Raw genomic sequence first — 24,244 nt, 5'->3', positions numbered from 1 at the left:
CTTGAACGATGCGTTGTGTTCTCGTCAGCAAGAGCCTCGATCTCCGCTTCTATCTCGGCCCGCAGTTCATGCGCGCCGCCGACCGCATCGAAATCGTCAGCCACCCCCACGACGGTCCGGCAACGGACGTGCGGCTGGCGGTGGCCTGGCATCCGCCGGATGACGCCTTCGAACGCTACCCCAACCTGCAGGCCGTGTGCTCAATCGGCGCCGGCGTCGACAACATTTTGGCGTGTCCTAGCCTGCGGCCCGACGTGGACGTGATCCGTGTCGTCGATCCGGCGCAGGCGCAGATGATGTCGGGCTTTGTTGCCTGGCACGTGATCGGCCATCAGCGGCGCTTTGCAACCTATCAGGCGCAGCAGCGCGAGGAACGCTGGCAGCGCCTCGGCCAGCGCCGGGCGCAGGACGTGCCGGTCGGCATTTTGGGATTTGGCGAAATCGGCCGCCGTGTCGCCACCGACCTTGCCTTGCTTGGCTTTCCTGTCATGGCGTGGAGCCGGACCGCAAAGCCGACGCCGCAGGGCATCCGCGGCTTCGATAGCGCCGCGGGCCTCGAAGCCATGCTCGGCCAGACCGAGGTTCTCGTGAACCTGCTGCCACTCACGCCGGAGACAAAAGGCATTCTCAACCGCAAGACATTCGCCCGAATGCATCGCGGCGGCTACCTGATCCAGGTCGGCCGCGGTGAGCATCTGATTGAAGCTGACCTGCTCGCCGCGCTGGAGGACGGGCAATTGGCCGGCGCTGCGCTCGATGTCTTCGCCACCGAGCCACTGGCGCCGCGCCATCCATTCTGGCGGCATCCTCGCATCGTCGTCACGCCGCACGATGCCTGCGAGGTGAGCGTGGAAGCGATCGGCGCAACGTTTCGCGCGACGGCGGAAGCGATACGGGCCGGCCGCCGGCCGCCGCACTCGATCGACCGTGAACGGGGCTATTGAGGACCTGCTCGTCCACCGCCTCGATCAGGCGCTGACAGAGTTAGACGTGATTTCGGAGCAGTGAAAGACGCCTGCGTCTCAAGCGCCGGCGGACGGCAGGCTGGCGGCGGCAATGGCCACGATCTGGGAAAGCCGGCGGCCGATCCGGGAGGACGCCCTGCTCAGCAATGTACGAACTTGTCGCATCTCTTCGTCTTCCATGTGCGCCGGGGGAGAGAAAATGGTCCCAAGCGGCAAACCAGTCGAGATGTCGGGGAAAATAGCAATGCCCGCTTCGTCAGGAGGCCGCCCGGCAGTGGAATTATTGCCGCGCTCGACCCGCCGGCGGATGAATTTTTCTCCGCGGATCCTGACCTCAGAGCCCGGTGATTCCGCTATCGACCGCCAGCCTCTGGGCGTTCACTTAGACGCTCTCGAAGATGAAGAACAGCGCTGCATAGGCGACTTCCCAGCCGGTCGCCATCCGCCTGCCTCACTTCGCGGTTTGCGCAGCCTGTGGTGCTCCGAGAAACCGTCGCAGCGACGCCAGGACCACATCGAGCCGGTCATGGTGCAACCAGTGGCCGGCGCCCGCGATTTTTTGGAGTTCGGCGCTCTTGAAATGCGCGAGCAGGCCGGCGGGATCGGGCAGAAAGCTTTCATCGCCCCACATCAACAGGGTCGGACAGGTGATGCGCGACCACAGAGCGATGTAGTCCTCCGGCCACAGCCGGTATGGCGCCCTCGCCCGCTGATAATGATCGAACTTCCAGCGATAGAGGCCGTCGGAGCCCTGGCGAACACCGTGGCGAGCAAGATGTTGCGCCAGTGCCGGCGTCAGCCGCTTGTTGCGCGTGGACAACCGCTTCGCCGCCTCCTCGATCGTCCGGAACGTGCTCTCTTGATGCTCCGAGATGCGATCGAGCTGGTCGATCCAGCGCGACATCTGCTCGGCGATCGGCGCAGGCTGCGAGTCCGATAGGAACGCGCCATCCAGCACGACGAGGCGCGAAACCTTTTCCGGATAGGTGCCGGCATAGGCCAACGCGACCATGCCGCCCATCGAGTGGCCGACAAACGCCGCGTCCTGCAGCCCCGCAAAGCGCATCAGCCGGGTGAGGTCGTAGACGTTGTCAGCCAGGCTGTAGCTGCTCCCCTTCGCCCATTCGGAATCGCCGTGCCCGCGCAGGTCCGGCGCCATGATATGGAAATGCGGCTGCAGGTCCCGCGCTATCGCGTCCCAGCTACGGCAATGGTCGAGCCCGCCGTGAATCAGAATCAAGGGCGGCGCTGATACGTTGCCCCAGTCGACATAATGCAACCGCAGCCCCTGCGACTCGTAAAAGCGATCTGCCGGCTCGGCCATCGTGGATCTTCCCTCGCGGAGGTGATGGCCTATTTCGGCGCGAACCCGAACGTCCGTTCGAAGCGCTTGGCGTAGTCGGGCCACACCTCGGGATTGACGATGCGCGGCGGCCGCCTGCCGTCGAGCGCATCGAGAATCTGTTCGGCGGCGATCCGGCCCATGTTGATGCGCGCTTCCTTGGTCACGCCCGCGGTATGCGGGCTCGCCAGCACATTGTCGAACTGCAGCAGCGGGTGCTCCGGCGGCGGCGGCTCCTTGTCCCAGACGTCGAGGCCGGCCCCCGCAATGCGTTTGTCGCGCAACGCCTCGTACAGCGCTTCCTCATCGTGAATGAAACCACGCGCTGTGGTGATGAAGAAGGCGTGCGGCTGCATCAGCGCGAACTCGCGGGCGCCGATCATGCGGCGATTCTCCTTGGTCAGGGGGCAGGAGATCGAGACGAAATCCGAACGGCGCATCAGATCGTGAAGCTCGATCTTTTCGCCGCCGCGGGCGGCGATTTCTTCCGCGGTCAGATAGGGATCGTAGGCGATCACCTTCATATGCAGCAGGCCGTTGCAGAGCTCGGCGATACGGCGGCCAACATTGCCGATCCCGACGATGCCGACCGTTTTGCCCTGCACCTCGTTGCCGATCAGCGCGTTGCGGTTGACGTTGGCCTGGCGGCGCAGCGCGCGGTCGGATTCGAGGATGCGCTTGGACAGCGTCAGCATCATCCCCAGCGCATGTTCGGCGACCGAATTGGCGTTGCCGCCGGACTGGTTGACGACGAGCACGCCGGCCGCCGTGCAGGCATCCACGTCGACGGGATCGAAGCCCGCCCCGTTCGAGGAGACGATCAGGAGGTTGGGCGCCCTCCGCAACAGATCCTGATCGACATGGAACTGCCTGGCGATCTCGTCGCGTGCCGCGCCGACCTGGTAGGCATGCGCCGCCGACAAGATCGGCGCTGCGATCGTATCCGGGCTGTCATTCTCCAGTCGATCGAGCCGCACGTCGGGGCGCGCTTTCATGATATCGACATAGATCTCGTGGGCGAGGTATTTGACGTAGAACACGCGCTTGTTGTTGACGGTCATTTTCCTTGGCAACTTTCAGTTCGGAAGAGCGCAGACTTGTTCGATTTGGCGGGAGCCGATCAGGAAACAGGTCTGGGCGGAAGGACGGGCGGCCCAGGTGCGGCAGCCGACGCCGCGTCGGCGGCAGTCCGGACAAATCTAGCCATGGGCATCCCCTCTCGAAATCTTTTCTTGCTTATCTCACATCGTCGCATGCCTGATGTAGCGGCGCGCGGCGCAGAGCAGGATACGATCGGAACATGTTGACAATCTCGCTCACGGCGTCAAGTTTCGCCGCTCCAAGGATGAACGCCAGCGAAAATCGGCGCGGCAAAGGGAGACCAAAATGGCGGTTGCAGAGGAAAAAACCTCGCCAGGTACTTCCGAGAAGAGCACTTCCGAAAGGAGCACTTCCGAGAGCAGCACCTCTGAGAAGAGCTGGCACGGCATCGTGCTGCAATCCCTCAAACGCAACGACATTCGCCTCGTCCCCTACGTGCCCGATCGCGTCCTCACGACGCTGATCAGGAACCTGCACGCCGATCCCTTCTTCACCACCTTCCCCGCGGCACGCGAAGAGGAAGCGGTCGGCATCGTCTCCGGCGCCTGGATGGCCGGCATGCGTGGCGCAGTGCTGATGCAGACTTCGGGATTTGCAACGCTCGCGAACGTGCTGGCGTCGCTGGCCGTGCCCTATCAGATCCCGCTGATCATGTTCGTGTCCGAACGCGGCACGCTCGGCGAATTCAACTACGGCCAGTCGCTGGTATGCCGCACCATGCGGCCGGTGCTGGACTCGCTCGCGATGGAGCATCACACCGCGACAAGGCTCGACGAGTTCGAATTCATCGTCGACCGCTCCATCAAGCAGGCTATCGCCACGCAAGCACCGGTGGCGCTGATCCTCTCGCCGCTTCTGACCGGCGGCAAAGTGTTCGACAAGTGAGCGATCTCATGAACAGCGATACCCCTGCCCGCAACACCAAGGTCATGAACCGCTTCGACCTCACCTCGCGGCTGATTGCGAAGTTGAAGAACGAGGAAGCCGTGATCGGCGGCATCGGCAACACCAATTTCGACCTGTGGGCCGCCGGCCACCGGCCGCAGAATTTCTACATGCTCGGCAGCATGGGCCTCGCCTTCCCGATCGCGCTCGGCGTTGCGCTCGCGCAACCGAATCGACGCGTGTTTGCGCTGGAGGGCGACGGCTCGCTGTTGATGCAACTGGGATCGCTCTCGACGATCGCGACATTGGCGCCCAAAAATCTCACCATGATCGTGATGGACAACGGCATCTACCAGATCACCGGCGCACAACCGACGCCGGCTGCCGCCGTGGCCGACATCGTCGCTATCGCGGTCGCGAGCGGCCTCGCCAACAGCGCCTGGGCGGCGGACGAGGAGGACTTTGAGCGCCTGATCGAGCAGTCAATGTCGGCCGCGGGCCCGGCGCTGATCGGCGTCCGCATCGACGACAAGCCAGGCGTCGGCACCACCCGCCGCGACCCCGTCCAGATCCGGGAGCGCTTCATGCACGGTATGGGCGTACGGGAGCCGCTCTGAGCGGCAATTAACCACAGGCCTTGCCGGTTTGCGTGCATGGGATGGCCGGCACAGAAATCGTGCTATGCCATTCCGATGACGATCATCCTTCGACTATTCGCCTGGGGCCTTGCCGCGGCAATCGCCTTCGCGACGCTCGGGCCGGCGGGACAGCGGCCGCATTCAAACCTCGGGCAGAACGGGGAGCATGCGCTTGCTTTTGTGCTGCTCGGACTGGCCTTCGGATTGGCCCACACACGCAACCGGTTGCACACGGCGGCCTTCATCATCGCTTACACCGGCCTGATCGAAATCCTGCAGTTCTGGGCGCCGGGCCGGCATGCTCGCATGGAGGACTTTGTGGTCGACGCGCTGGCGGCAGCCGTCGGGCTTGCGGCTGCTATGGTTCTCGATTGGAAGATCAGGCGATCGCGCCATCGCGCATCGTGACAAGAAAAATCCTCGCGGGACGATCGCCCGCGAGGATGGGTCAGTACGAGCTGCGTTCGTTCGTTAGTCGAGGATCCTCACAATCCTGCGCGTGCGCGGCTCCACGATCACGCGACGATCGTTGACCACCGCATAGCGGTATTCGCTGTATCGCGGCACCGGACGAAGTTGGACGGTCGGCGGCAGCGGCTCGCCCACCACCACATGCTCACGAACCACGACAGATCGGTCTCGCGGGACCGAGTTGATCACGGCGTTCGGAATCTCCACGGCCGCGCCGAGCGCAGCACCCACCGTGCCGCCGACGATCGCGCCGACCGGGCCACCAACTTCAGCGCCCGCGGCGGCGCCATCCGCGGCACCTTGCGCGGTTGTCGATTGAGCGAATGCCGCGCCAGAGGTCAGCAACGAAGCAGCAATCAGCGAAACTGCCAAACGATAATTCATCACGTGCTCCAGTAAATTGATGATGTGTCTCAACCACGGGAGGCGTACGAAAGTTCCGGTTCCAATGCGGCAGCAAAAAGGGCCGCGCCGATAGCTCGACGCGGTTCCAGTCACAGGGAGAACGAAAGATCAGGCTTTGGTGATTTCGTGGCTCGCCATCATTTCAAGCGCGCGCACCATTCCCGAATGGTCCCATGCCTTGCCGCCATGAGCGGTACAGGAGCTGAATAATTGCTGGGCCAGCGCCGTGCTCGGCAAGGAAAGGCCGAGCGCACGCGCGCCCTCCAGCGCCAGATTGAGATCCTTCTGGTGCAGCTCGATCCGAAAGCCCGGCTCGAAATTGCGCTTCACCATGCGCTCGCCATGCACTTCGAGAATCCGCGACGATGCGAAGCCGCCCATCAGCGCCTTGCGCACCAGCGCTGGATCCGCGCCGGCCTTCGACGCAAACAACAGCGCCTCGCCGACCGCCTCGATCGTCAGCGCCACGATGATCTGGTTGGCGACCTTGGTGGTCTGCCCGTCGCCATTGCCGCCGACCAGGGTGACGTTCTTGCCCATCTTGTCGAACACGGGCTTCATCGCGTTGAACGCGCGCTCCGGTCCGCCGACCATGATGGTGAGGCTCGCCGCCTTGGCGCCGACCTCGCCACCGGAGACCGGCGCGTCGAGATAGTCGGCGCCGAGCGCCTCCACCTTCTTGGCAAATTCCTTGGTGGCGAGCGGCGAGATCGAACTCATGTCGACGACGATCTGCCCCCTGGAGAGACCCTGGGCGACGCCGTCCTTCCCGAACAAGACCGCCTCCACATGCGGCGTGTCAGGCACCATGATGATGACGACGTCGGCCTTCTCGGCGACTTCCTTGCCCGATTTGCAGACCTCGCCGCCCGCCGCAACCAGCTCTGGTGCGATGGGTCCGATATCGTGCAGGAACAGGCGGTGGCCTGCCGCCTGCAGATGGCCCGCCATCGGGCGCCCCATGGTGCCGAGGCCGATAAAGCCGATATCGATCATTTCAACTCCCCTTATTTCGTTTCTTGTTCAGGTATCGGCGGTCAGCGCGGCGTGCCAGCCGAGGCTCTCGACCGTCGTCGTCCTCGGCTTGTATTCGCAGCCGATCCAGCCGCGATAACCAATAGCGTCGAGATGGCGGAACAGGAAGGGATAGTTGATCTCGCCGGTGCCGGGTTCATTGCGGCCGGGGTTATCGGCGAGTTGCACATGGGCGATGCGCGGCAGATGCTTTTGCAGGCTTCGCGCAATGTCACCCTCCATCACCTGCATGTGGTAGATGTCGTACTGCACGAACAGATTGCTTGAGCGCACATCGGCAATGAGCTGGAGCGCCTGTGCGGTCTTGTTCAGGAAAAAGCCGGGGATGTCGATCGTGTTGATCGGCTCGATCAGGAGTTTGATCTGCTGCTTAGCGAGCGCGTCCGCCGCAAAGCGAAGATTGCCAATCAATGTCTCGTTGAGATCGATCGCATCAGCACCGTCAGGCGCGATACCGACCAGGCAGTTGAGCTGGCGGCAATCGAGCGCCTTGGCGTAATCGATGGCGCGTCCGACGCCGTCACGAAATTCGTCGGCGCGATCGGGCAGGATAGCGATGCCGCGCTCGCCGGCTGCCCAGTTGCCGGCGGGGAGATTGTGCAGCACCTGCGTCAGCCCGTGCTGGTGCAACTGCTCGCGCAGATCGGCCTTGTCGAAATCATACGGGAATAGATATTCGACCCCGGTAAATCCTGCCGCCTTGGCGGCCGCAAAGCGATCGAGGAACGGCTGCTCGCCGAACAGCATGGTGAGATTGGCGGCAAATTTCGGCACGATCAGATTCTCCCTTTATGCCGGCAGCAGCTTGCCGGATTGTGGCGCGCTCGCTTTGGCCGGGGTGTCGTCCAGCGGCAGATGGAGCACCTCCTCGAACTCAATGATGTTGTCGATCTCGGTGCCCATCGAGATGTTGGTGACCCGCTCGAGAATGAACTCGACGACGACGGGCACCTGGAATTCCGCCATCCACTCGCGCGCGGTGGCGAACGCCGCCTGCGCGTGGTTCGGGTCGGTGACGCGGATCGCCTTGCAGCCGAGTCCCTCCGCGACCGCGACGTGGTCCACGCCATAGACGCCGATTTCGGGTGCGTTGATGTTCTCGAAGGAGAGCTGGACGTGATAGTCCATGTCAAAACCGCGCTGCGCCTGGCGGATCAGCCCGAGATAGGAGTTGTTCACGACGACGTGAATGTAGGGCAGCTTGAACTGCGCTCCGACCGCGAGCTCCTCGATCAGGAATTGGAAATCGTAATCGCCCGACAGCGCAACGATCTGGCGCGACGGATCGGCCGCACGCACGCCAAGCGCCGCCGGCAATGTCCAGCCGAGCGGGCCGGCCTGCCCCGCATTGATCCAGTTGCGCGGGCCGTAGACGCCTAGGAATTGCGCGCCGGCGATCTGCGATAATCCGATCACGCTGACGTAGCAGGTATCGCGTCCGAACGCCTTGCTCATCTCCTCGTAGACGCGCTGCGGCTTGATCGGGATGTCGTCGAAATGGCTCTTGCGCAGCATCGTGCGCTTGCGGTCCTGGCACGCCGCCGGCCATGCCTGCCGCTCCCTCAACTTGCCGGCCTTGCGCCACTCTCTGGCAACGGCGACGAACAATTCCAGTGCAGCCTTGGCGTCGGAGACCATGCCGAAATCGGGATTGAACACGCGTCCGATCTGCGTCGGCTCGATGTCGACATGCACAAATTTGCGACCCTTGGTGTAGGTCTCGATCGAGCCGGTGTGCCGGTTGGCCCAGCGGTTGCCGATGCCGAGCACGAAGTCGGATTGCAGCATGGTCGCGTTGCCGTAGCGGTGGCTGGTCTGCAAGCCGACCATGCCCGCCATCAGCACGTGATCGTCGGGAATAGCGCCCCACCCCATCAGCGTCGGCACCACGGGAACGTTGACCGTCTCGGCGAACCGCACCAGCAGCTCGGACGCGTCGGCATTGATGACGCCGCCGCCCGCCACGATCAGCGGCCGCTCCGCCGCATTGAGCATGTCGAGCGCCTTCTCGATCTGCTTGCGGGTCGCCGCAGGTTTGTAGACCGGCAGCGGCTCATAGGTCTCGTCGTCGAATTCGATCTCCGCAACCTGCACGTCAAGCGGCAGGTCGATCAACACGGGACCAGGACGGCCCGAACGCATGATGTGGAACGCCTGGCTGAACACGCGCGGCACCAGCGCCGGCTCGCGCACGGTCACCGCCCATTTCGTCACCGGTTTTGCAATCGATTCTATATCGATGGCCTGAAAGTCTTCCTTGTAGAGCCGCGCCCGCGGCGCCTGCCCGGTGATGCACAAGATCGGGATCGAATCCGCGATCGCCGAATAAAGCCCGGTGATCATGTCGGTGCCGGCCGGACCCGAGGTGCCGATGCAGACGCCGATGTTGCCCGCCTTGGCGCGGGTATAGCCCTCGGCCATGTGCGAGGCACCCTCGACATGGCGCGCCAGAATGTGCCCGATCGAGCCGCGCTTCTTCAGCGCGGAGTAAAGCGGATTGATCGCAGCGCCCGGAACGCCAAAGGCGATGGTCACACCTTCCTTCTCCAGGATCCGCACAGCCGCATCGATCGCCCGCATCTTCGCCATGTCGCGCCTCGCTCAAACAGTGTTGGCTCTGGCGGCGATCTTCGTGGCGGTGAGACGCAATCTCAACGCGGGTGATTTTATTTCCCGCGGTGTGGAAGGGAGTTAGAAAATGCGCGACAAATCAGGCGCTTGGTTTGCGAACGTGGTGGAAAGCCTGTGAGGACGCCCTTGCGAGGAGGATTTGCGTCGGAACTCAGTCCAGATTCTTCCGCTTCAACTTCATTTGCATATCAAACTTGAGATCATACTTCTTGCCGTCCGCGCAGACGGCGTCATCGACCTCAAACTGCTGGTCGTCTTCATCTATCTCGAGCTTGCCGCCTGAGCATCCCTCTGCCTGAGCCGCAGCGACAAGTCTTATGCGCTCGTCTTCAGTGACCGCGCGATCGGCGAGCGCAGGAAGCGCCGATAGGACCAGTATCGCAGTTGATGTGATCAATCGCATGTCAAGCCCTCCCGAGATTCGCTTCGAGCCAGCCAATTGAATGGCTGCGGCTGGCAATGGTTCCGGATTTCAGCCAATTCGCACCGCCGAACCCTAGGGCAGAATTATTGCACAAGGCCTTCAACTACCAGTAGACTGCGCTGGCGCCACCGATAAAAAGGACGTGCGATGACCGATGTCCCCATGAACGCCGGTACTCAATCGATCGCCGCCGAACCGAGCCTTCGTAGGGTCATGGGCCCCTGGCTGCTCTTGCTGTTCATCGTCGGCGATATTCTCGGCACCGGAATCTATGCGCTCACCGGCCAAGTGGCGAAGCAGGTCGGCGGTGTCGTGTGGCTGCCTTTTGTGGTTGCGTTTGTGGTCGCCCTTGTGACCGCGTTCAGCTATCTCGAACTGGTCACGAAATATCCAAAAGCTGCGGGCGCGGCGCTCTACACTCACAAGGCTTTTGGCATCCATTTCGTCACTTTCATCGTTGCATTTGCGGTGATGTGCTCGGGTATCACCTCGGCATCGACCGCTTCCCGGGCTTTCGCCGCGAACATGTCGAACGCAATGGGCCTCAACCTATCGGCCCTTGCCATCACGATTACCGGTCTCGCTTTCATGGCAGTCGTTGCCGCGGTCAATTTCCGCGGTGTTGGCGAAAGTCTGAAAGCTAACGTCGTTCTCACCTGTGTGGAGCTGACGGGACTGCTGATCATCATTGTGATCGGCCTTTGGGCGATCGGGCTAGGCCAGGGCGATGTCTCGCGTGTCATCCAGTTTCGTTCGACCGCTGACGGCGGCATGTTCTGGCCGGTGATTGCCGCGACCACCCTCGCATTCTTTGCCATGGTAGGCTTCGAGGATTCGGTCAACATGGCCGAGGAATGCAAGGATCCAAGCCGCCACTTTCCAAAGGTGCTGCTTGTAGGCCTTGTGATTACCTGTCTGATCTATGTTCTTGTCTCGGTCTCGGCAATCACCCTGGTGGCGCCGGAGCAATTGGGCGAAGGCGAAACACCCCTTCTGAAGGTCGTCCAACAGGGCGCGCCAAATTTTCCGATCTGGATCTTTGGATTCATCACCATGTTTGCCGTGGCCAACACCGCTCTCATCAATATGCTCATGGCCAGTCGACTTGTGTATGGCATGAGCCGCGAGCATGTGCTTCCGCCAGCTCTCGGGAGAGTACACAGGGAGCGGCGGACGCCTTATGTCGCCATCGGCTTCACGACCTTGCTGGCGTTTGCCCTGATCACGTTCGTCGGTGAGGTGCCGGCACTCGGAGGCACCACCGCGCTGCTTTTGTTATGCGTTTTCACGGTGGTTAACGTTGCGGTACTGGTGCTTCGGCGCGATTCTGTAAGTCATCAGCATTTTCGCACACCGACCATTCTGCCGATCCTGGGCGCTGTATTTTGCGCTTTCCTCGCCAGTCCCTGGGCCGGCCGTGACCCCGTTCAGTACCGGGTCGCCGGCGTCCTGATCGGGGTGGGCGTCGTTCTGTGGCTCATCACGATCATGATCAACCGGATGACCGGGATAACGAGAGTCGAGCCAGATCTGGAGCATTTAGGTCGCGGCGGGCCCGTCAACTAGACGATGCTGGCCGCTCAGTTCATCCGCAATTCTGTGATGTGCCGCGGATCGACGCTCAGTTCGCCGCGCTCCACGCGCTTGACGATATCCGTCAGCGCGGCGTTTGCGGTGCAGGCGATGCCGAGCTTCTCGCCCTCGCGCACGACAAAACCGTTGAGGAACTCGATCTCGGTGCGACGGCCCTTCTGCATGTCCTGACCCATCGAGGGGCGCTGCTCGGAAGACGTGCGCTTTGAGTCCTTGAAGCGCTGCTCGTCGCAGACCCGCATCGCTTCCTCGTCGCCCTCGCCTGCCCGCGCAATCGTGTCCGGCGGCAAATGCAATATCTCTTCCAGTTGATAGCCATGCGCTTGGCCAACGCGGATCGCTTCGCTGCCGAGCCTGGTGGAGAACCGGCGCAGCGGCTCGCTTTGCAAAATTTCTCCGCCCGGCAGGCCGGTGCAGGCCGAGAGCCCGTTGCCCATGACGTTGGCGACCAGTTTCGACCAGCGCTCGCCCCAGAGATTCTCCGTCACCTTGGCGCTATCGGAATAGCCGACCAGGCGACAGACTTCCTCCGCCCGCGGCGTGATGCGGCCGTGCACCTCGCCGGCGCGAAACACCGTATGCGCCGCCCCGCCTTTGCCGGCGCCACGGTGGATATGGCCGGGCTCCGGCAGGTTCACCGTGATGCTGCTGGCAATGCAGCCCAGCGTCTTGCCCCAGCCGACGATGCCGGCAATCGTTTCCTCGTTCATGCAGTTCTGCAGCGACACGACATAGCCGTCCGGCGCCAGATATTGCTGGATCAGCATGGTCGCCCAGGCGGTGTCGTAGGATTTCATACAGACGAAGGCGACGTCGATCGGTTTTTCCTTGGCGAGCCGCTGCGCATCCGTGACGTGAAGCGCGCGCACGGGCACCGAGAATTCCGCGACATCCATCGCGTGGGTGACGCGCAGCCCGTGCTTCCGCATGTGCTCGACATGCTCGGGCCAGGGATCGATGAACGTGACGTCCTCGCCCGCCTGCACCATATGCGCGCCGGCGTACCCGCCAACGGCCCCTGCTCCGACGATCGCGATCTTCCGCGCCATGCTCTCTCCCGTGAATTTTCTTGCGACAGAGGACGCAACTGCATCCGCGTGTTCTTTGGAGAGAACAGTCTAGCGGATCGGAGTTCGCTGCCAACCGGCCGCTTTGTGGCAAAAGCGGACCCATGCCATACCGATAATCATGGATGGCTTGTGGCTGCGGCCACGGCTCAGCCGGCCTTCGCCTCCGGCATCACCCCACCAAGCGCCACCGTCAGCTCAGCCGCCACCTCGCGCACAGTCTGACCGATTGCTGGCAGGCGCTCATCGGTGAGCCGGCTGGTCATGCCGGAGACGGAAATCGCCGCCAGCGGCTCGGCGCAGTCATTATAGACGACGGCCGCGATGCAGCGCAGGCCCATGCAGGCCTCCTCGTCGTCGATCGCAAAACCCTGGCGGCGGATTTTTTCGAGTTCCTTGAACAGATCGCCCGGGCGCACGATCGATTTTTCGGTCAGCCGCGGCATGCCGTGATGACGGATGATCGCGCTGACGTCCTCGTTGGAATAGGTCGCCAGCACCGCCTTGCCGACGCCGGAGGCGACCATCGCGACGCGGCCGCCGACCTTGGTCAGCGACCGCATGATTTCGCGGCTTTCCATGCGGGTCAGCACGATGATGAATTCGTCGTCGACGACGGCGAGATTCGCCGTCTCCCGCGTTAGGTCGCGCAGCTTGCGCAGGTATGGCATCGCCTGTGCCGTGAAATTGCGGCGGCGGGCGAAGGTTGCTCCCACCGTGAAGGCGCGCGCTCCGACATGCCATTTCGATTCGGTACGGTCGAACTGCACGAAGCGGCGGCTTTCCAGCGTCCCGAGCAGGCGGTGCACGGTTGAGGTTGACAGCCCCGTGCGGATGGCGAGATCGCTCAGGCGATAGCCTTCGTCGTCTTCGGCGAGCGTTTCAATGATCGACAGCGCGCGGTCGACGGACTGGACGCCGCCGTCGCGGGCATTCTCGTCCTGGTCTGAACTCGATTTCGGCTCGATGGGCTTGCGCCGGATCACGTCTCTCTTCATCGCGACCTGCATCCATCAATCAGTCAGAGTGCCAGCGCGTCGAACGGCGAATGTCCGTTTGTTGTTATTCGTTGGACAAAAATGCCGCTTCGGATGTTTCCGAAGCGGCATTTATCGTTGATAAGCTCAGAGCAAGCCCGCGCCGCGTGCCCACTTGTACTTGGCCCCCAACACCTCGACCGGCAGTTCGGTCGAATAGGCATAGGCCGGGATGCCGTTCTGGTAGAGATACTCGGCGGCCTCCTCGACCTCGACGTCGCCGGCGAGCGAGGCGACGATCGGCTTCACGAAGCCCTTGGCCTCCATCTCCTTCTTCACCTCGACCATGTTGCGGGCGAACACCATCGGCGGGGTGACGATCGTGTGCCAGTAACCGAGGATCAGCGAATGGATGCGCTCATCCGACAGGCCGAGCTTCACGGTATTGATGTAGGTGATCGGCGGCTCGCCACCGGTGATATCCACAGGATTTCCGGCCGCGCCGAACGGTGGGATGAATTTTCGGAAGGCCGCGTCGAGATCCGGCGGCATCTGCATCAGTGACAGGCCGTTATCCACACAGGAGTCCGACAGCAGCACGCCCGAACCACCGGCGCCGGTGATGATTAGCACGTTCTCGCCCTTCGGGGTCGGCAACACCGGCACGCCGCGCGCAAACTCGAGCAATTGCCGCAAGGACCGGGCGCGGATCACGCCCGACTGCTTGAACACGTCCTCGTAGATCTTGTCGTTGCCGGCGAGCGCGCCGGTATGCGACGAGGCCGCCTTCGCACCAGCAGACGTGCGGCCCGCCTTGAGCACGATCACCGGCTTCTTCTTGGCGACGCGCTTGGCGGCTTCCGCAAACGCACGGCCGTCCTTCAGGTCTTCGCAGTGCTGGGCGATCAGGTTGGTGTTGGGGTCCTGCTCGAAGAACGCCAGCAGATCGTCCTCGTCGATGTCGGACTTATTGCCGAGACCGACGATCGCTGACACACCCATTTTCGCCGAGCGCGAAAAACCGATGATCGCCATGCCGATGCCGCCGGATTGCGACGACAAAGCCGCATGGCCCTTGACGTCGTAGGCGGTGCAGAACGTCGCGCAGAGATTCGACCACGTATAGTAGAAGCCGTAGATGTTCGGCCCCATCAGGCGGACGTTGTACTTCTTGCCGACCTCGACGATTTCGGCCTGCAATTCAGGCGCGCCGGCTTCGGCAAAGCCCGACGGAATCAGCACGGCACCTGGAATTTTCTTCTCGCCGCATTCGGCCAGCGCGCCTGCAACGAATTTTGCGGGGATCGCGAACACTGCGGTGTCGATCACGCCCGGCACGTCCTTGACGCTCTTGTAGGCCTTATAGCCGAGAATATCGGCCGCCTTCGGATGGATCGGATAGATCTCGCCCTTGTAGCCGCCGTTGATCAAGTTCTTCATCACGGAGTTGCCGATCTTGCCGTCCTCGGCGGAGGCGCCGATCACAGCAACGCCCTTCGGCTGCATGATGCGGTTCATCGCAGTGACGATTTCTTCGGTCGGGCGCGGCGCCGGACGCGGCTTGTAGTCGAAATCGACGACGATGCGCACGTCGGCGGCAATCGCGTCCTTCTTGGTGGCGAATACCGGATTGAGATCGAGTTCAACGATTTCGGGGAAATCGCTGACGAGCTGCGAGACCTTGACGATGACGTCAGCCAGCGCATCGCGGCTGACCGGATCGCCGCCGCGCACGCCCTTCAGCATGTCATGAGCCTGGATGCCGTCGAGCATCGACAGCGCATCGTCCTTGGTTGCGGGCGCCAGGCGGAAGGTGATGTCTTTCAGCACCTCGACCAGCACGCCGCCGAGGCCGAAGGCGACAAGCTTGCCGAACGAACCATCGGTAATGGAACCGACGATGACTTCGGTGCCGCCGGCCAGCATCTGCTGCACCTGGATGCCCTCGATCTTGGCGTCGGCCTTATACTTCTTCGCATTGGCGAGAATGGTGTCATAGGCCTTCGCGGCATCGGCCGCGGACTTGATCCCGACCATGACGCCGCCGGCTTCGGTCTTGTGGAGAATATCCGGCGAGACGATTTTCATCACCACCGGGAAGCCCATGCTGGATGCAATCTTGGATGCATCGGCGGCAGATTTGGCCACGTCTTCTTTAGGAACCGGGATGCCATAAGCATCGCACACGACCTTGCCTTCCGGCGCGGTGAGGCTCGTGCGCTTCTCGGCTTTCACCGTATCGAGCACCCGGCGGACAGCCTCTTGGGCGCTGGGCTCGGCGATCTTGCGGGCCGCATCTGCAGAATTTGACATTGGCTTCCTCCTGGGGCTAGTTTTATGGCATTTGGTATGCCAGAGATTAGATTGTCAAGACAAACTATCGCGCGGAAACAGCGAAAACACGGGCATCTTGACATCCTGGTATTTGGTATGCCAAAAATCTTCGGGTGTTTCTTCTGCTAAGAAGACGTCTCCAAAACAGGGAGGAGACGAGTCGTGCCCGCACGTAAACAAACCAAGGCGCCGCCTGTCATGGCTGAGGCAGATATCGCAATCGTTCGGATTGCGCCTGAGACGAGCTTCAAGAACAAGGCCTATGAGGCCTTGAAGGAAGCTATTCTCAAGATGGATATCTATGCGACGCCCGAGCAAGTGATGCTCGACGAGCGAGCGCTGTCCGAACGCCTCGGCGTCAGCCGCACCCCTATTCGCGAAGCCATCGCGATGCTGGAACAGGATGGCTTCGTCAAAACCGTGCCGCGTCGCGGCATCGTCGTGGTCCGGCGCACCAAGACCGAGATCGTCGACATGATCCGCGCCTGGGCCGCACTCGAGAGCATGGCGGCGCGCCTGATCACGACCACCGCGCGCAAGAAGGACATCACCGCGCTGCGCGATTTCTTCAAGGATTTTGGCAAGGACCGGCTGCCGCAGGATCATGTCGAGGAATACTCCAAGGCCAACATCGCGTTCCATCAGGCGCTGATCTCGCTTTCGGAATCGCCGGTGCTGGTCGATTTGACCAACGATCTGCTGCTGCATGTGCGCGGCTACCGGCAACTGACCATCGGACGCAAGGACCGCACCGCGACCTCGCTGCCCGAACATCTTGCCATCATCGAAGCGCTGGAAGCACGCGACACCGAACTCGCCGAGAAGCGCGCGCGCGACCACACGCTGGGCCTTGCCGCCTACGTCGAAGCGCACGGGCAGGAACTTTTTAGCTAGACGAACCTTCGCACCAGAAGACGACGAAAAATCGTCCGAACCAAAACGATCAGGGAGATGAAGCCCATGCTGAATACCGCGACCAAGTCCGAAGCACCGGGCACCGAGCAAGAGCTGACGGATGGCTTTCATCTCGTCATCGATGCGCTCAAGCTCAACGGCATCAACACCATCTATGGTGTGCCGGGCATCCCGATCACCGACCTCGGACGCATGATGCAGGCCGCGGGCATGCGCGTATTGTCGTTCCGCCACGAGCAGAACGCCGGTTACGCGGCCTCGATCGCCGGCTTTCTCACCAAAAAACCGGGCGTCTGCCTCACGGTCTCCGCGCCCGGCTTTCTCAACGGCCTCACTGCGCTGGCCCACGCCACCACCAACTGCTTCCCGATGATCCTGATCTCGGGTTCCTCCGAGCGCGAGATCGTCGACCTGCAGCAGGGCGACTATGAAGAGATGGACCAGCTTGCGATCGCCAAGCCGCTCTGCAAGGCAGCGTTCCGCGTGCTGCATGCCGCCGACATCGGTATCGGTCTCGCCCGCGCGATCCGCGCCGCGGTGTCGGGACGTCCGGGCGGCGTCTATCTCGACCTGCCGGCCAAACTCTTCGGCCAGGTGATGGACGCCGGCGCCGGCGCGAGGTCGCTGGTGAAGGTGATCGATGCAGCCCCCGCCCAGATCCCTGCCCCGTCGGCCGTCAAGCGCGCGCTCGACGTGTTCAAGGGCGCCAAGCGTCCCCTCATCATTCTCGGCAAGGGCGCGGCTTACGCACAGGCCGACAACGAGATCCGCGCCTTTGTCGAAAAGACCGGCGCGCCGTTCCTGCAGATGAGCATGGCCAAGGGCCTGCTGCCCGACACGCACGCCCAGTCGGCCGGTGCCGCGCGCTCGACCGTGCTGAAGGACGCCGACGTCGTGATGCTGATCGGCGCCCGCCTCAACTGGCTGTTGTCGCACGGCAAAGGCAAGACCTGGGGCGATGCGCCGAAGAAATTCATCCAGGTCGACATCGAGCCGAAGGAGATGGATTCCAACGTCGAGATCGCGGCCCCCGTGGTCGGCGATATCGGCTCCTGCGTATCCGCTCTGCTCGAGGGCATGGGCGGCAACTGGCCGGCCGCGCCAGCCGACTGGGTCTCGACCGTCAACAAGAAGCGTGACGACAACGTCGCCAAGATGGCGCCGAAGCTGATGAGCAACGCTTCCCCGATGGATTATCACGGCGCGCTCGGCGCACTGCGCACCATCATCAAGGAGCGGCCGGACGCCATCCTCGTCAACGAAGGCGCCAACACGCTCGACCTCGCCCGCGGCGTCATCGATATGTACAAGCCGCGCAAGCGGCTCGACGTCGGCACCTGGGGCGTGATGGGCATCGGCATGGGCTATTCGATTGCAGCGGCCGTCGAAACCGGCAAGCCGGTGCTCGCGGTCGAAGGCGACTCGGCGTTCGGCTTCTCCGGCATGGAGATCGAGACCATCTGCCGCTACCAGCTTCCGGTCTGCATCGTCATCTTCAACAATGACGGCATCTACCGCGGCACCGACGTCAATACGGGCGGTTCAGATCCGGCGACGACGGTGTTCGTTAAGGGCTCGCGCTACGACAAGATGATGGAAGCCTTCGGCGGCGTCGGCATCAACGCCACCTCGCCCGACGAATTGAAGCGCGCCGTCAATGCGGCGATGGATTCCGGCAAGCCGACGCTGATCAACGCCGTGATCGATCCGGCGGCAGGCTCGGAGAGCGGCCGCATTGGCAACCTCAACCCGCAAAGCGTCCTGAAAAAGAAATAACCGACTTCCATCCATTCAATCTGCATCACGCAGTACAGACACAGTACGGAGCAATGACGATGACAAAGGCGCTCACGGGCGTTCGCATTCTTGATTTCACCCACGTCCAGTCGGGGCCTACCTGCACGCAATTGCTCGCGTGGTTCGGCGCCGATGTGATCAAGGTCGAACGCCCAGGCGTCGGCGACATCACGCGCGGTCAGTTGCAGGACATCCCGAACGTAGACAGCCTGTATTTCACCATGCTGAACCACAACAAGCGTTCGATCACGCTCGACACCAAGAACCCGAAGGGCAAGGAAGTCCTCACCGCGCTGATCAAGAGCTGCGACGTGCTGGTGGAAAACTTCGGCCCCGGCGTGCTCGACCGCATGGGCTTCCCCTGGGAGAAGATCCACAGCATCAACCCGAAGATGATCGTGGCCTCGATCAAGGGCTTTGGTCCCGGCCCCTACGAAGACTGCAAGGTGTATGAGAACGTCGCGCAGTGCACCGGCGGCGCCGCCTCGACAACCGGCTTCCGCGACGGTCTGCCGCTCGTCACCGGCGCGCAGATCGGCGACAGCGGCACCGGGCTGCATCTGGCGCTCGGCATCGTCACCGCGCTCTATCAGCGCACCCACTCGGGCAAAGGCCAGCGCGTCACCGCAGCGATGCAGGACGGCGTCTTGAATCTTGCGCGCGTAAAACTGCGCGACCAGCAACGCCTCGCCCATGGCCCGCTGAAGGAATACAGCCAATACGGCGAAGGCATTCCGTTCGGCGATGCCGTGCCGCGCGCCGGCAACGATTCCGGCGGCGGTCAGCCGGGCCGCATCCTCAAGTGCAAGGGCTGGGAGACCGATCCGAACGCCTACATCTACTTCATCACCCAGGCGCCGGTCTGGGAGAAGATTTGCGACATCATCGGCGAGCCCGGCTGGAAGACCGATCCGAACTACGCCAAGCCGCCGGCCCGCCTGCCCCGGCTGAACGAGATCTTCGCCCGCATCGAACAGTGGACGATGACGAAGACAAAATTCGAGGCGATGGAAATCCTCAACAAGGACGACATCCCCTGCGGCCCGATCCTGTCGATGAAGGAGATCGCCGAGGACCAGTCGCTGCGCGCCACCGGCACCGTGGTCGAGGTCGATCACCCGACCCGCGGCAAGTACATCTCGGTCGGCAATCCGATCAAGCTGTCGGACTCACCGAGCGAGGTGACCCGCTCGCCGCTACTCGGCGAGCACACCGACGAAATCCTGCGCCAGGTGCTCGGCTTCAGCGATCACCAGGTCGCCGAGATCCACGATTCCGGCGCGCTCGAGCCGCCGCGCAAGCAGGCGGCGGAGTAACGACGCCATCCGAACAGCACAAAAGGCCGCCGGTTTCGGCGGCCTTTTTGTTAGGGCGGGAGGAAGTCAGGTTGAATCGGTATGGCGGCCACCCGCTGCACCTCTCCCGCTCGCGGGGTCGCATCGAAGGTGCGTCCGCGGGCTACAAGGCTTCAGCCACAAGGGCGCAGGGCCGGCCCTCGCTGTCCAAGCGATTCAAGATGTGACGCTCGGCTTACTGCGCTTGCCGCCTCGGCACGAGTGCGCTGCTACGCGGCTGCAGCCGATACCACGCAACCTGACCGTCCGCGAATTGTGCTCGGCCAAGCCTCGACCACAGCGGTGGCCCATGATCGCCGACCACAAGGATGTCGGCCGGGCCGACGGCCGGGTCACGCGCGATCTTCGCTACCACAGTGAAAACGTCGTGCCATAGCTCCGCCATTTGGCACACCCTGAGCTCGCCGAAGCCGCTGCCGTCACGACCGCAATGGAAATCGGTCTGGGATTCGTTGGGCGCGATCGGAACGTGCGTGTTGAGCGTCAGCCAGTAGATGAAGCGCGACTTGCCTTCCCTCGCCGCCTCCCGGGACGCGGCGGAGATTGCCGGCGCTAGATCGGCGTCGCAGGCGCCGCGGAAGGTGCTGCCGCAGGTGCGGTGCGTCGTCCCGACGAGGTCTTCGCCAAACAGCTCCTTGTCGAAGCCAACCGTCGGATACCATTTCGTCCGCTCGAACATGCCACCCGAGAAGGCGTGCACGGCGATGTTTACGTAGCTCCGCGCCTTGAGCAAGTTGGGCAGGCAGGAGGCCGTGTCTCCCGAAACAAAATCGGCATAGAAGGTGCGGGTGTTGCACAGCTCGCGCATCTCGCCCGAAGTCGTCGAGCCGTAATAGGGGGTATGACCTCCGGTGACGATATAGTCTTTGGTAACGTCCGCGTCGAAGAGCGGCGCGGCGATGCGCTCGCGAGCGGCTTGATCAAGCAGGTATCCAAGGCCCTCGACCATCACCAGGACGACGTTGTTGCCGTGTGCGGTCGCCGCGGCGGTGAAACCCGAAACCTCGGCTGCCGACTGGACGGGCTTATCACGGCCGAGCATTGAGCCGAAATGATAGTTCCACGTGATATTGCTGAGATAATCGAGCGTGGCAAAGGCGAGCGCCAAAACGAAAAGGAGGATGGCATTACCGCGCATGAGCATGCTACGCCGACTGAGGCACGCCAGCGCCGCCAGCGTAGTCGCTGCTATGGTGCCGATCAGCGCCTGATAAAGTGGCGAGGCGAAGAGATGCAGGTGGCGCACCAGTTCGATGGCGACCATCAGCTCCATCGGCTCAAGGCGGAACAGCAGCGAGAGCGTTTGCACGATGTCGAAGGCGAGCACGCAGAGGAACAGCACAACCGTGGACGCGAACGGAATACGGCGCGCCAGGATCGCAAGGCTTGCATAGAATATGATCGCGAAGGTCCGCGGCGGCAGAGCAATGTCGACGATCGAGGTCAGCCCCACTAGCGAAGTCAGATTCGGGAGCAGCAGCCCGCCCGCGAGCAGGAGCGCGTTAGGCGCGCTGAAGGGCAGCAGCAACGTACGCCAGCTTCGGCGCGCAGTTTCTGCAACGCCGGACGCGGCGAACGTCGTCGCTTCGCTCATTACTGGCCATCCTCGTCGATGTGTAACCTGTCCTTTGCAATCTAACGGCGAAAGGTAAAGCGTCTGTTCTCACGATTGCAAAAAAGCCTTCCGATCGAAAAAGGTACCGAGGTCGCCGCTGAGCACACCGACGAGAGCCTCCGCCAGGTCCTCGGCCTCAGCGATCACCAGGTCGCCGAAATCCACGACTCCGGCGCGGTCGATTCGCCGCGGAAGCAGGCGGCGGAATAAGCAGCCTTGGGATTCTGGAATACAACGGCCGCCAGTTTTCCGGCGGCGTTTTTCATTCTGGAGTGCCAGCACCCCAACTCGTTGCTGCAATGCAAACGTCTGATTGCTGCTATGCAAACAAAGCCACTGTTGGTGGTATCTGGTATACATAACGTCTCCCCGTATCACGAAGCGGGGCTTCTCCGCTACTTCAGAAAGGGGACATCCATGTCCAAGACTGGATCCATCGGCCTCCTGCCCTCCCCAACCCTGTTCGGCCGCCTGATGGCTTCCATCGACCGTCTGCTGATCGCGAGCAGCCGCATTGCGGTTCGCAACGGCGAGCTCCCCCATTTCGGTCTCTGATGCTTCTAGAGTAAGGGCTTTTTTGCGCGGCACCGCGCGAAATCCCGCAGCAACCATCGATTGCATTCGACCAACGGCCCCGGCTTCCGGGGCCGTTTTCGTTCGCCGCTCACCGATTGCCTGTTTGGGCGCCACCTGCGACAAATTGGCCGAGTCTTCTGTCGAAACCAAAAACCAGTTGCATCGTGGCATATCATATACAACAATTCTAAAAACGCCCATACCAGAACAAGGGCGCATACCAGGGGGGAGCTAGGTCGTGCAGTCCGCAAGGGACAGCGAAGGCGATATTGCAAGGAACGGGCAGCGTGAGCGTGCCCACCCCTCTTCTTGCGCCTCTCAGACTCACAATTGGCCGAAAGGAGCGGATGCCGCCCGATCAGGCACCTCGTACAATTCGAACCTGCGGGACGCGCAATGAGGCAACCATTGCGGCGCGACGATCATGGGTGCATGAAGACCCGAAACGTTTGATCGGGAATGAACTTACCAAGCCGGCAAAGACCGGCGTAACCACAGTTCAACGGGAGTGAAGCAAATGAGGCGTTCTACACATCTTGCGTTGGGAGCGATTGCGGCGCTGTGCACGGGCGGGGTCGCGGCCCCCGCAACGGCGGCGTGGGAGCCGGTGCGGCCCGTTGAATTCATCGTCCCCGCCGGCACAGGCGGCGGCGCCGACCAGATGGCGCGCACGATCCAGGGCATCGTCACCAAGCACACTCTGATGAAGCAGCCGCTGGTCGTCATCAACAAGTCCGGCGGCGCCGGCGGCGAAGGCTTCCTCGACGTCAAGGGATCGGGCGGAAATCCGCACAAGATCATCATCACGCTCTCCAACCTTTTCACCACTCCGCTTGCCACCGGAATTCCGTTTAGCTGGAAAGATCTCACGCCGGTCGCGATGCTGGCATTGGATGAATTCGTGCTGTGGGTGAACGCCGACAAGCCGTACAAGACGGCCAAGGAGTACATCGATGCCGTGAAGGCCGCTCCCGCCGGCTCGATCAAGATGGGCGGCACCGGCTCGAAGCAGGAAGATCAGATCATCACCGTCGCCGTGGAAAAAGCCGTCGGCACCAAGTTCACCTACATTCCCTATAAGGGCGGCGGCGAAGTCGCCGTTCAGCTCGTCGGCAACCACGTCGATTCGACCGTCAACAATCCGATCGAGGCGGTCGCGCAATGGCGCGGCGGCAAGCTGCGTCCGCTCTGCGTTTTTGATGCAAAGCCGATGGCCTACGACGAGCCGATTGCGGACGGCAAGGCCTGGAAGGACATTCCGACCTGCAAGTCGGCAGGTCTCGACATGGAATATCTGATGCTGCGCGGCATCTTCATGGCGCCCAGGGCCACCAAGGACCAGGTCGAGTATTATGTCGAACTGTTCAAGAAAATTCGCGCCACTCCTGAGTGGCAGGACTTCATGAAGAGCGGCGCATTCAACACGACATTCCTGACCGGTGCAGAATACGCCAAATGGGTCGAGGCCGAGGACAAGCGTCATCAGGCTCTGATGAAAGAGGCCGGTTTCCTCGCTCCGAGCAACTGACCGAGAAGCACTGATCGATTAGGGTAGCAACGCAGACGGCGGGCTCGGTTTCCGCGGGCTGGATCGCGCATGGAGTTTCGATGACAACAGGCAGTTCGAGCAACACCGGCCCGACCCACAAGCTCGTGGAAGCAGGCGTCACCCTACTGATCGCTCTGTTCGGAGTGATCGTGATCGTCGGCAGCCTCAAGGCGGGGATCAATTGGGGCGCTGAGGGCCCCCGCGCCGGGTTTTTCCCATTCTATATCGGGCTTTTCATCGTCGCTTCCAGCGCGATAAATCTGTGGCACGGGCTGCGCGAAGACAATGACGCCCTGTTCGCGGAGTGGGGACAGCTTCGCCAAGTGCTGAGTGTCGTCATTCCGACAGCCATCTATGTCGGCGCCATGCCATTCACTGGGCTCTACGTCGCTTCGATCATCTTCATCGCATGGTTCATGCGATGGCTGGGCAAATACCGCTGGCTTACCGTGCTGGCGGTGGCGTTCGGCATGCCCATTGTCACCTACTTCATTTTCGAACGCTGGTTCATGGTCCCGCTTCCCAAGGGGCCGGTTGAAGAGTGGCTCGATCTGTAACTTCGACGCTCA

Annotated in this window: 23 protein-coding genes; 11 read left to right on the top strand and 12 right to left on the bottom strand. The window is 62.2% G+C overall.

What is annotated here, in order from left to right; genetic code table 11:
* The first annotated feature begins 8 nt into the window (after positions 1-8).
* The gene (locus tag KJQ96_RS03315; protein ID WP_213285280.1) at positions 9-944 is read left to right on the top strand and encodes a glyoxylate/hydroxypyruvate reductase A; all 936 of its coding nucleotides are present in this window, start codon (positions 9-11) and stop codon (positions 942-944) included.
* 472 nt (positions 945-1,416) lie between these two features.
* On the opposite strand, the gene KJQ96_RS03310 is transcribed toward KJQ96_RS03315, so the two are convergent.
* Both KJQ96_RS03310 and KJQ96_RS03305 read right to left on the bottom strand, forming a co-directional pair.
* Complete coding sequence (locus tag KJQ96_RS03310; RefSeq protein ID WP_213285279.1) at positions 1,417-2,289, bottom strand: alpha/beta fold hydrolase; 873 nt, start codon at positions 2,287-2,289, stop codon at positions 1,417-1,419.
* 29 nt (positions 2,290-2,318) lie between these two features.
* A complete protein-coding gene (locus tag KJQ96_RS03305) occupies positions 2,319-3,368 on the bottom strand; it encodes a hydroxyacid dehydrogenase (RefSeq protein WP_213285278.1) in 1,050 nt (349 codons plus the stop codon).
* A 325-nt stretch (positions 3,369-3,693) separates the two neighbouring features.
* On the opposite strand from KJQ96_RS03305, the gene KJQ96_RS03300 reads away from it, so the two are divergent.
* The 3 genes from KJQ96_RS03300 (at position 3,694) to KJQ96_RS03290 (ending at position 5,339) form a co-directional block, all read left to right on the top strand.
* Entirely contained in the window at positions 3,694-4,293 is a 600-nt protein-coding gene (locus KJQ96_RS03300) for a thiamine pyrophosphate-binding protein (RefSeq protein ID WP_213285277.1), read from the top strand.
* An 8-nt stretch (positions 4,294-4,301) separates the two neighbouring features.
* A complete protein-coding gene (locus tag KJQ96_RS03295) occupies positions 4,302-4,910 on the top strand; it encodes a thiamine pyrophosphate-dependent enzyme (RefSeq protein WP_213285276.1) in 609 nt (202 codons plus the stop codon).
* A 75-nt stretch (positions 4,911-4,985) separates the two neighbouring features.
* Positions 4,986-5,339: a VanZ family protein gene (locus KJQ96_RS03290; protein ID WP_213285275.1), complete on the top strand. Its 354-nt coding sequence runs from the start codon at positions 4,986-4,988 to the stop codon at positions 5,337-5,339.
* Positions 5,340-5,402: 63 nt separating this feature from the next.
* On the opposite strand, the gene KJQ96_RS03285 is transcribed toward KJQ96_RS03290, so the two are convergent.
* The 5 genes from KJQ96_RS03285 to KJQ96_RS03265 all read right to left on the bottom strand — a co-directional run bounded on the left by KJQ96_RS03285 (position 5,403) and on the right by KJQ96_RS03265 (position 9,876).
* Positions 5,403-5,786 (bottom strand): DUF1236 domain-containing protein, encoded by a 384-nt coding sequence (locus tag KJQ96_RS03285; protein WP_213285274.1) that lies wholly within the window; start codon positions 5,784-5,786, stop codon positions 5,403-5,405.
* Positions 5,787-5,915: 129 nt separating this feature from the next.
* Positions 5,916-6,803, bottom strand: coding sequence for a 2-hydroxy-3-oxopropionate reductase (locus KJQ96_RS03280; RefSeq protein ID WP_213285273.1), 888 nt, complete (start codon positions 6,801-6,803; stop codon positions 5,916-5,918).
* Between the two features lie 27 nt (positions 6,804-6,830).
* Positions 6,831-7,616: a hydroxypyruvate isomerase gene (gene hyi / locus KJQ96_RS03275; protein ID WP_213285272.1), complete on the bottom strand. Its 786-nt coding sequence runs from the start codon at positions 7,614-7,616 to the stop codon at positions 6,831-6,833.
* A 15-nt stretch (positions 7,617-7,631) separates the two neighbouring features.
* Positions 7,632-9,431, bottom strand: a complete 1,800-nt coding sequence (gene gcl / locus KJQ96_RS03270) for a glyoxylate carboligase (RefSeq protein WP_213285271.1) — start codon at positions 9,429-9,431, stop codon at positions 7,632-7,634.
* 193 nt (positions 9,432-9,624) lie between these two features.
* On the bottom strand, positions 9,625-9,876 hold the full coding sequence (locus KJQ96_RS03265) for a PepSY domain-containing protein (RefSeq protein WP_213285270.1): 252 nt from the start codon (positions 9,874-9,876) through the stop codon (positions 9,625-9,627).
* 252 nt (positions 9,877-10,128) lie between these two features.
* On the opposite strand from KJQ96_RS03265, the gene KJQ96_RS03260 reads away from it, so the two are divergent.
* On the top strand, positions 10,129-11,463 hold the full coding sequence (locus KJQ96_RS03260; protein WP_249733691.1) for an APC family permease: 1,335 nt from the start codon (positions 10,129-10,131) through the stop codon (positions 11,461-11,463).
* A gap of 14 nt (positions 11,464-11,477) precedes the next feature.
* Here KJQ96_RS03260 and KJQ96_RS03255 read toward each other — a convergent pair whose 3' ends face one another.
* From KJQ96_RS03255 to KJQ96_RS03245, 3 genes are all read right to left on the bottom strand, one after another.
* Complete coding sequence (locus tag KJQ96_RS03255) at positions 11,478-12,539, bottom strand: ketopantoate reductase family protein (protein ID WP_213285269.1); 1,062 nt, start codon at positions 12,537-12,539, stop codon at positions 11,478-11,480.
* A gap of 167 nt (positions 12,540-12,706) precedes the next feature.
* A complete protein-coding gene (locus tag KJQ96_RS03250) occupies positions 12,707-13,555 on the bottom strand; it encodes an IclR family transcriptional regulator (RefSeq protein ID WP_213285268.1) in 849 nt (282 codons plus the stop codon).
* A gap of 126 nt (positions 13,556-13,681) precedes the next feature.
* The gene (locus KJQ96_RS03245) at positions 13,682-15,847 is read right to left on the bottom strand and encodes an acetate--CoA ligase family protein (RefSeq protein WP_213285267.1); all 2,166 of its coding nucleotides are present in this window, start codon (positions 15,845-15,847) and stop codon (positions 13,682-13,684) included.
* A 219-nt stretch (positions 15,848-16,066) separates the two neighbouring features.
* Here KJQ96_RS03245 and KJQ96_RS03240 point away from each other — a divergent pair, with 219 nt between their 5' ends.
* From KJQ96_RS03240 to frc, 3 genes are all read left to right on the top strand, one after another.
* Positions 16,067-16,762, top strand: coding sequence for a GntR family transcriptional regulator (locus tag KJQ96_RS03240; protein ID WP_249733735.1), 696 nt, complete (start codon positions 16,067-16,069; stop codon positions 16,760-16,762).
* Between the two features lie 66 nt (positions 16,763-16,828).
* Complete coding sequence (gene oxc / locus KJQ96_RS03235; RefSeq protein WP_213285265.1) at positions 16,829-18,559, top strand: oxalyl-CoA decarboxylase; 1,731 nt, start codon at positions 16,829-16,831, stop codon at positions 18,557-18,559.
* Positions 18,560-18,618: 59 nt separating this feature from the next.
* A complete protein-coding gene (gene frc / locus KJQ96_RS03230; RefSeq protein ID WP_213285264.1) occupies positions 18,619-19,896 on the top strand; it encodes a formyl-CoA transferase in 1,278 nt (425 codons plus the stop codon).
* Between the two features lie 214 nt (positions 19,897-20,110).
* Here frc and KJQ96_RS03225 read toward each other — a convergent pair whose 3' ends face one another.
* Together KJQ96_RS03225 and KJQ96_RS03220 are read right to left on the bottom strand one after the other, a co-directional pair.
* Positions 20,111-21,529 (bottom strand): sulfatase-like hydrolase/transferase, encoded by a 1,419-nt coding sequence (locus KJQ96_RS03225; protein ID WP_213285263.1) that lies wholly within the window; start codon positions 21,527-21,529, stop codon positions 20,111-20,113.
* A gap of 69 nt (positions 21,530-21,598) precedes the next feature.
* Complete coding sequence (locus tag KJQ96_RS03220) at positions 21,599-21,910, bottom strand: hypothetical protein (RefSeq protein WP_213285262.1); 312 nt, start codon at positions 21,908-21,910, stop codon at positions 21,599-21,601.
* A gap of 57 nt (positions 21,911-21,967) precedes the next feature.
* Between KJQ96_RS03220 and KJQ96_RS03215 the strand changes: the two genes are divergently transcribed.
* From KJQ96_RS03215 to KJQ96_RS03205, 3 genes are all read left to right on the top strand, one after another.
* Positions 21,968-22,105: a hypothetical protein gene (locus tag KJQ96_RS03215; protein ID WP_213285261.1), complete on the top strand. Its 138-nt coding sequence runs from the start codon at positions 21,968-21,970 to the stop codon at positions 22,103-22,105.
* A 538-nt stretch (positions 22,106-22,643) separates the two neighbouring features.
* Complete coding sequence (locus tag KJQ96_RS03210) at positions 22,644-23,654, top strand: tripartite tricarboxylate transporter substrate binding protein (RefSeq protein ID WP_213285260.1); 1,011 nt, start codon at positions 22,644-22,646, stop codon at positions 23,652-23,654.
* Between the two features lie 80 nt (positions 23,655-23,734).
* Positions 23,735-24,232: a tripartite tricarboxylate transporter TctB family protein gene (locus tag KJQ96_RS03205; protein WP_213285259.1), complete on the top strand. Its 498-nt coding sequence runs from the start codon at positions 23,735-23,737 to the stop codon at positions 24,230-24,232.
* The last annotated feature ends 12 nt before the right edge of the window (positions 24,233-24,244 follow it).

Source organism: Bradyrhizobium sp. sGM-13 (genome assembly GCF_018398875.1).
Classification (GTDB): domain Bacteria; phylum Pseudomonadota; class Alphaproteobacteria; order Rhizobiales; family Xanthobacteraceae; genus Bradyrhizobium.
Note: the sequence above shows the minus strand (reverse complement) of the source record. Positions and strands in the feature narration are given on the sequence as shown.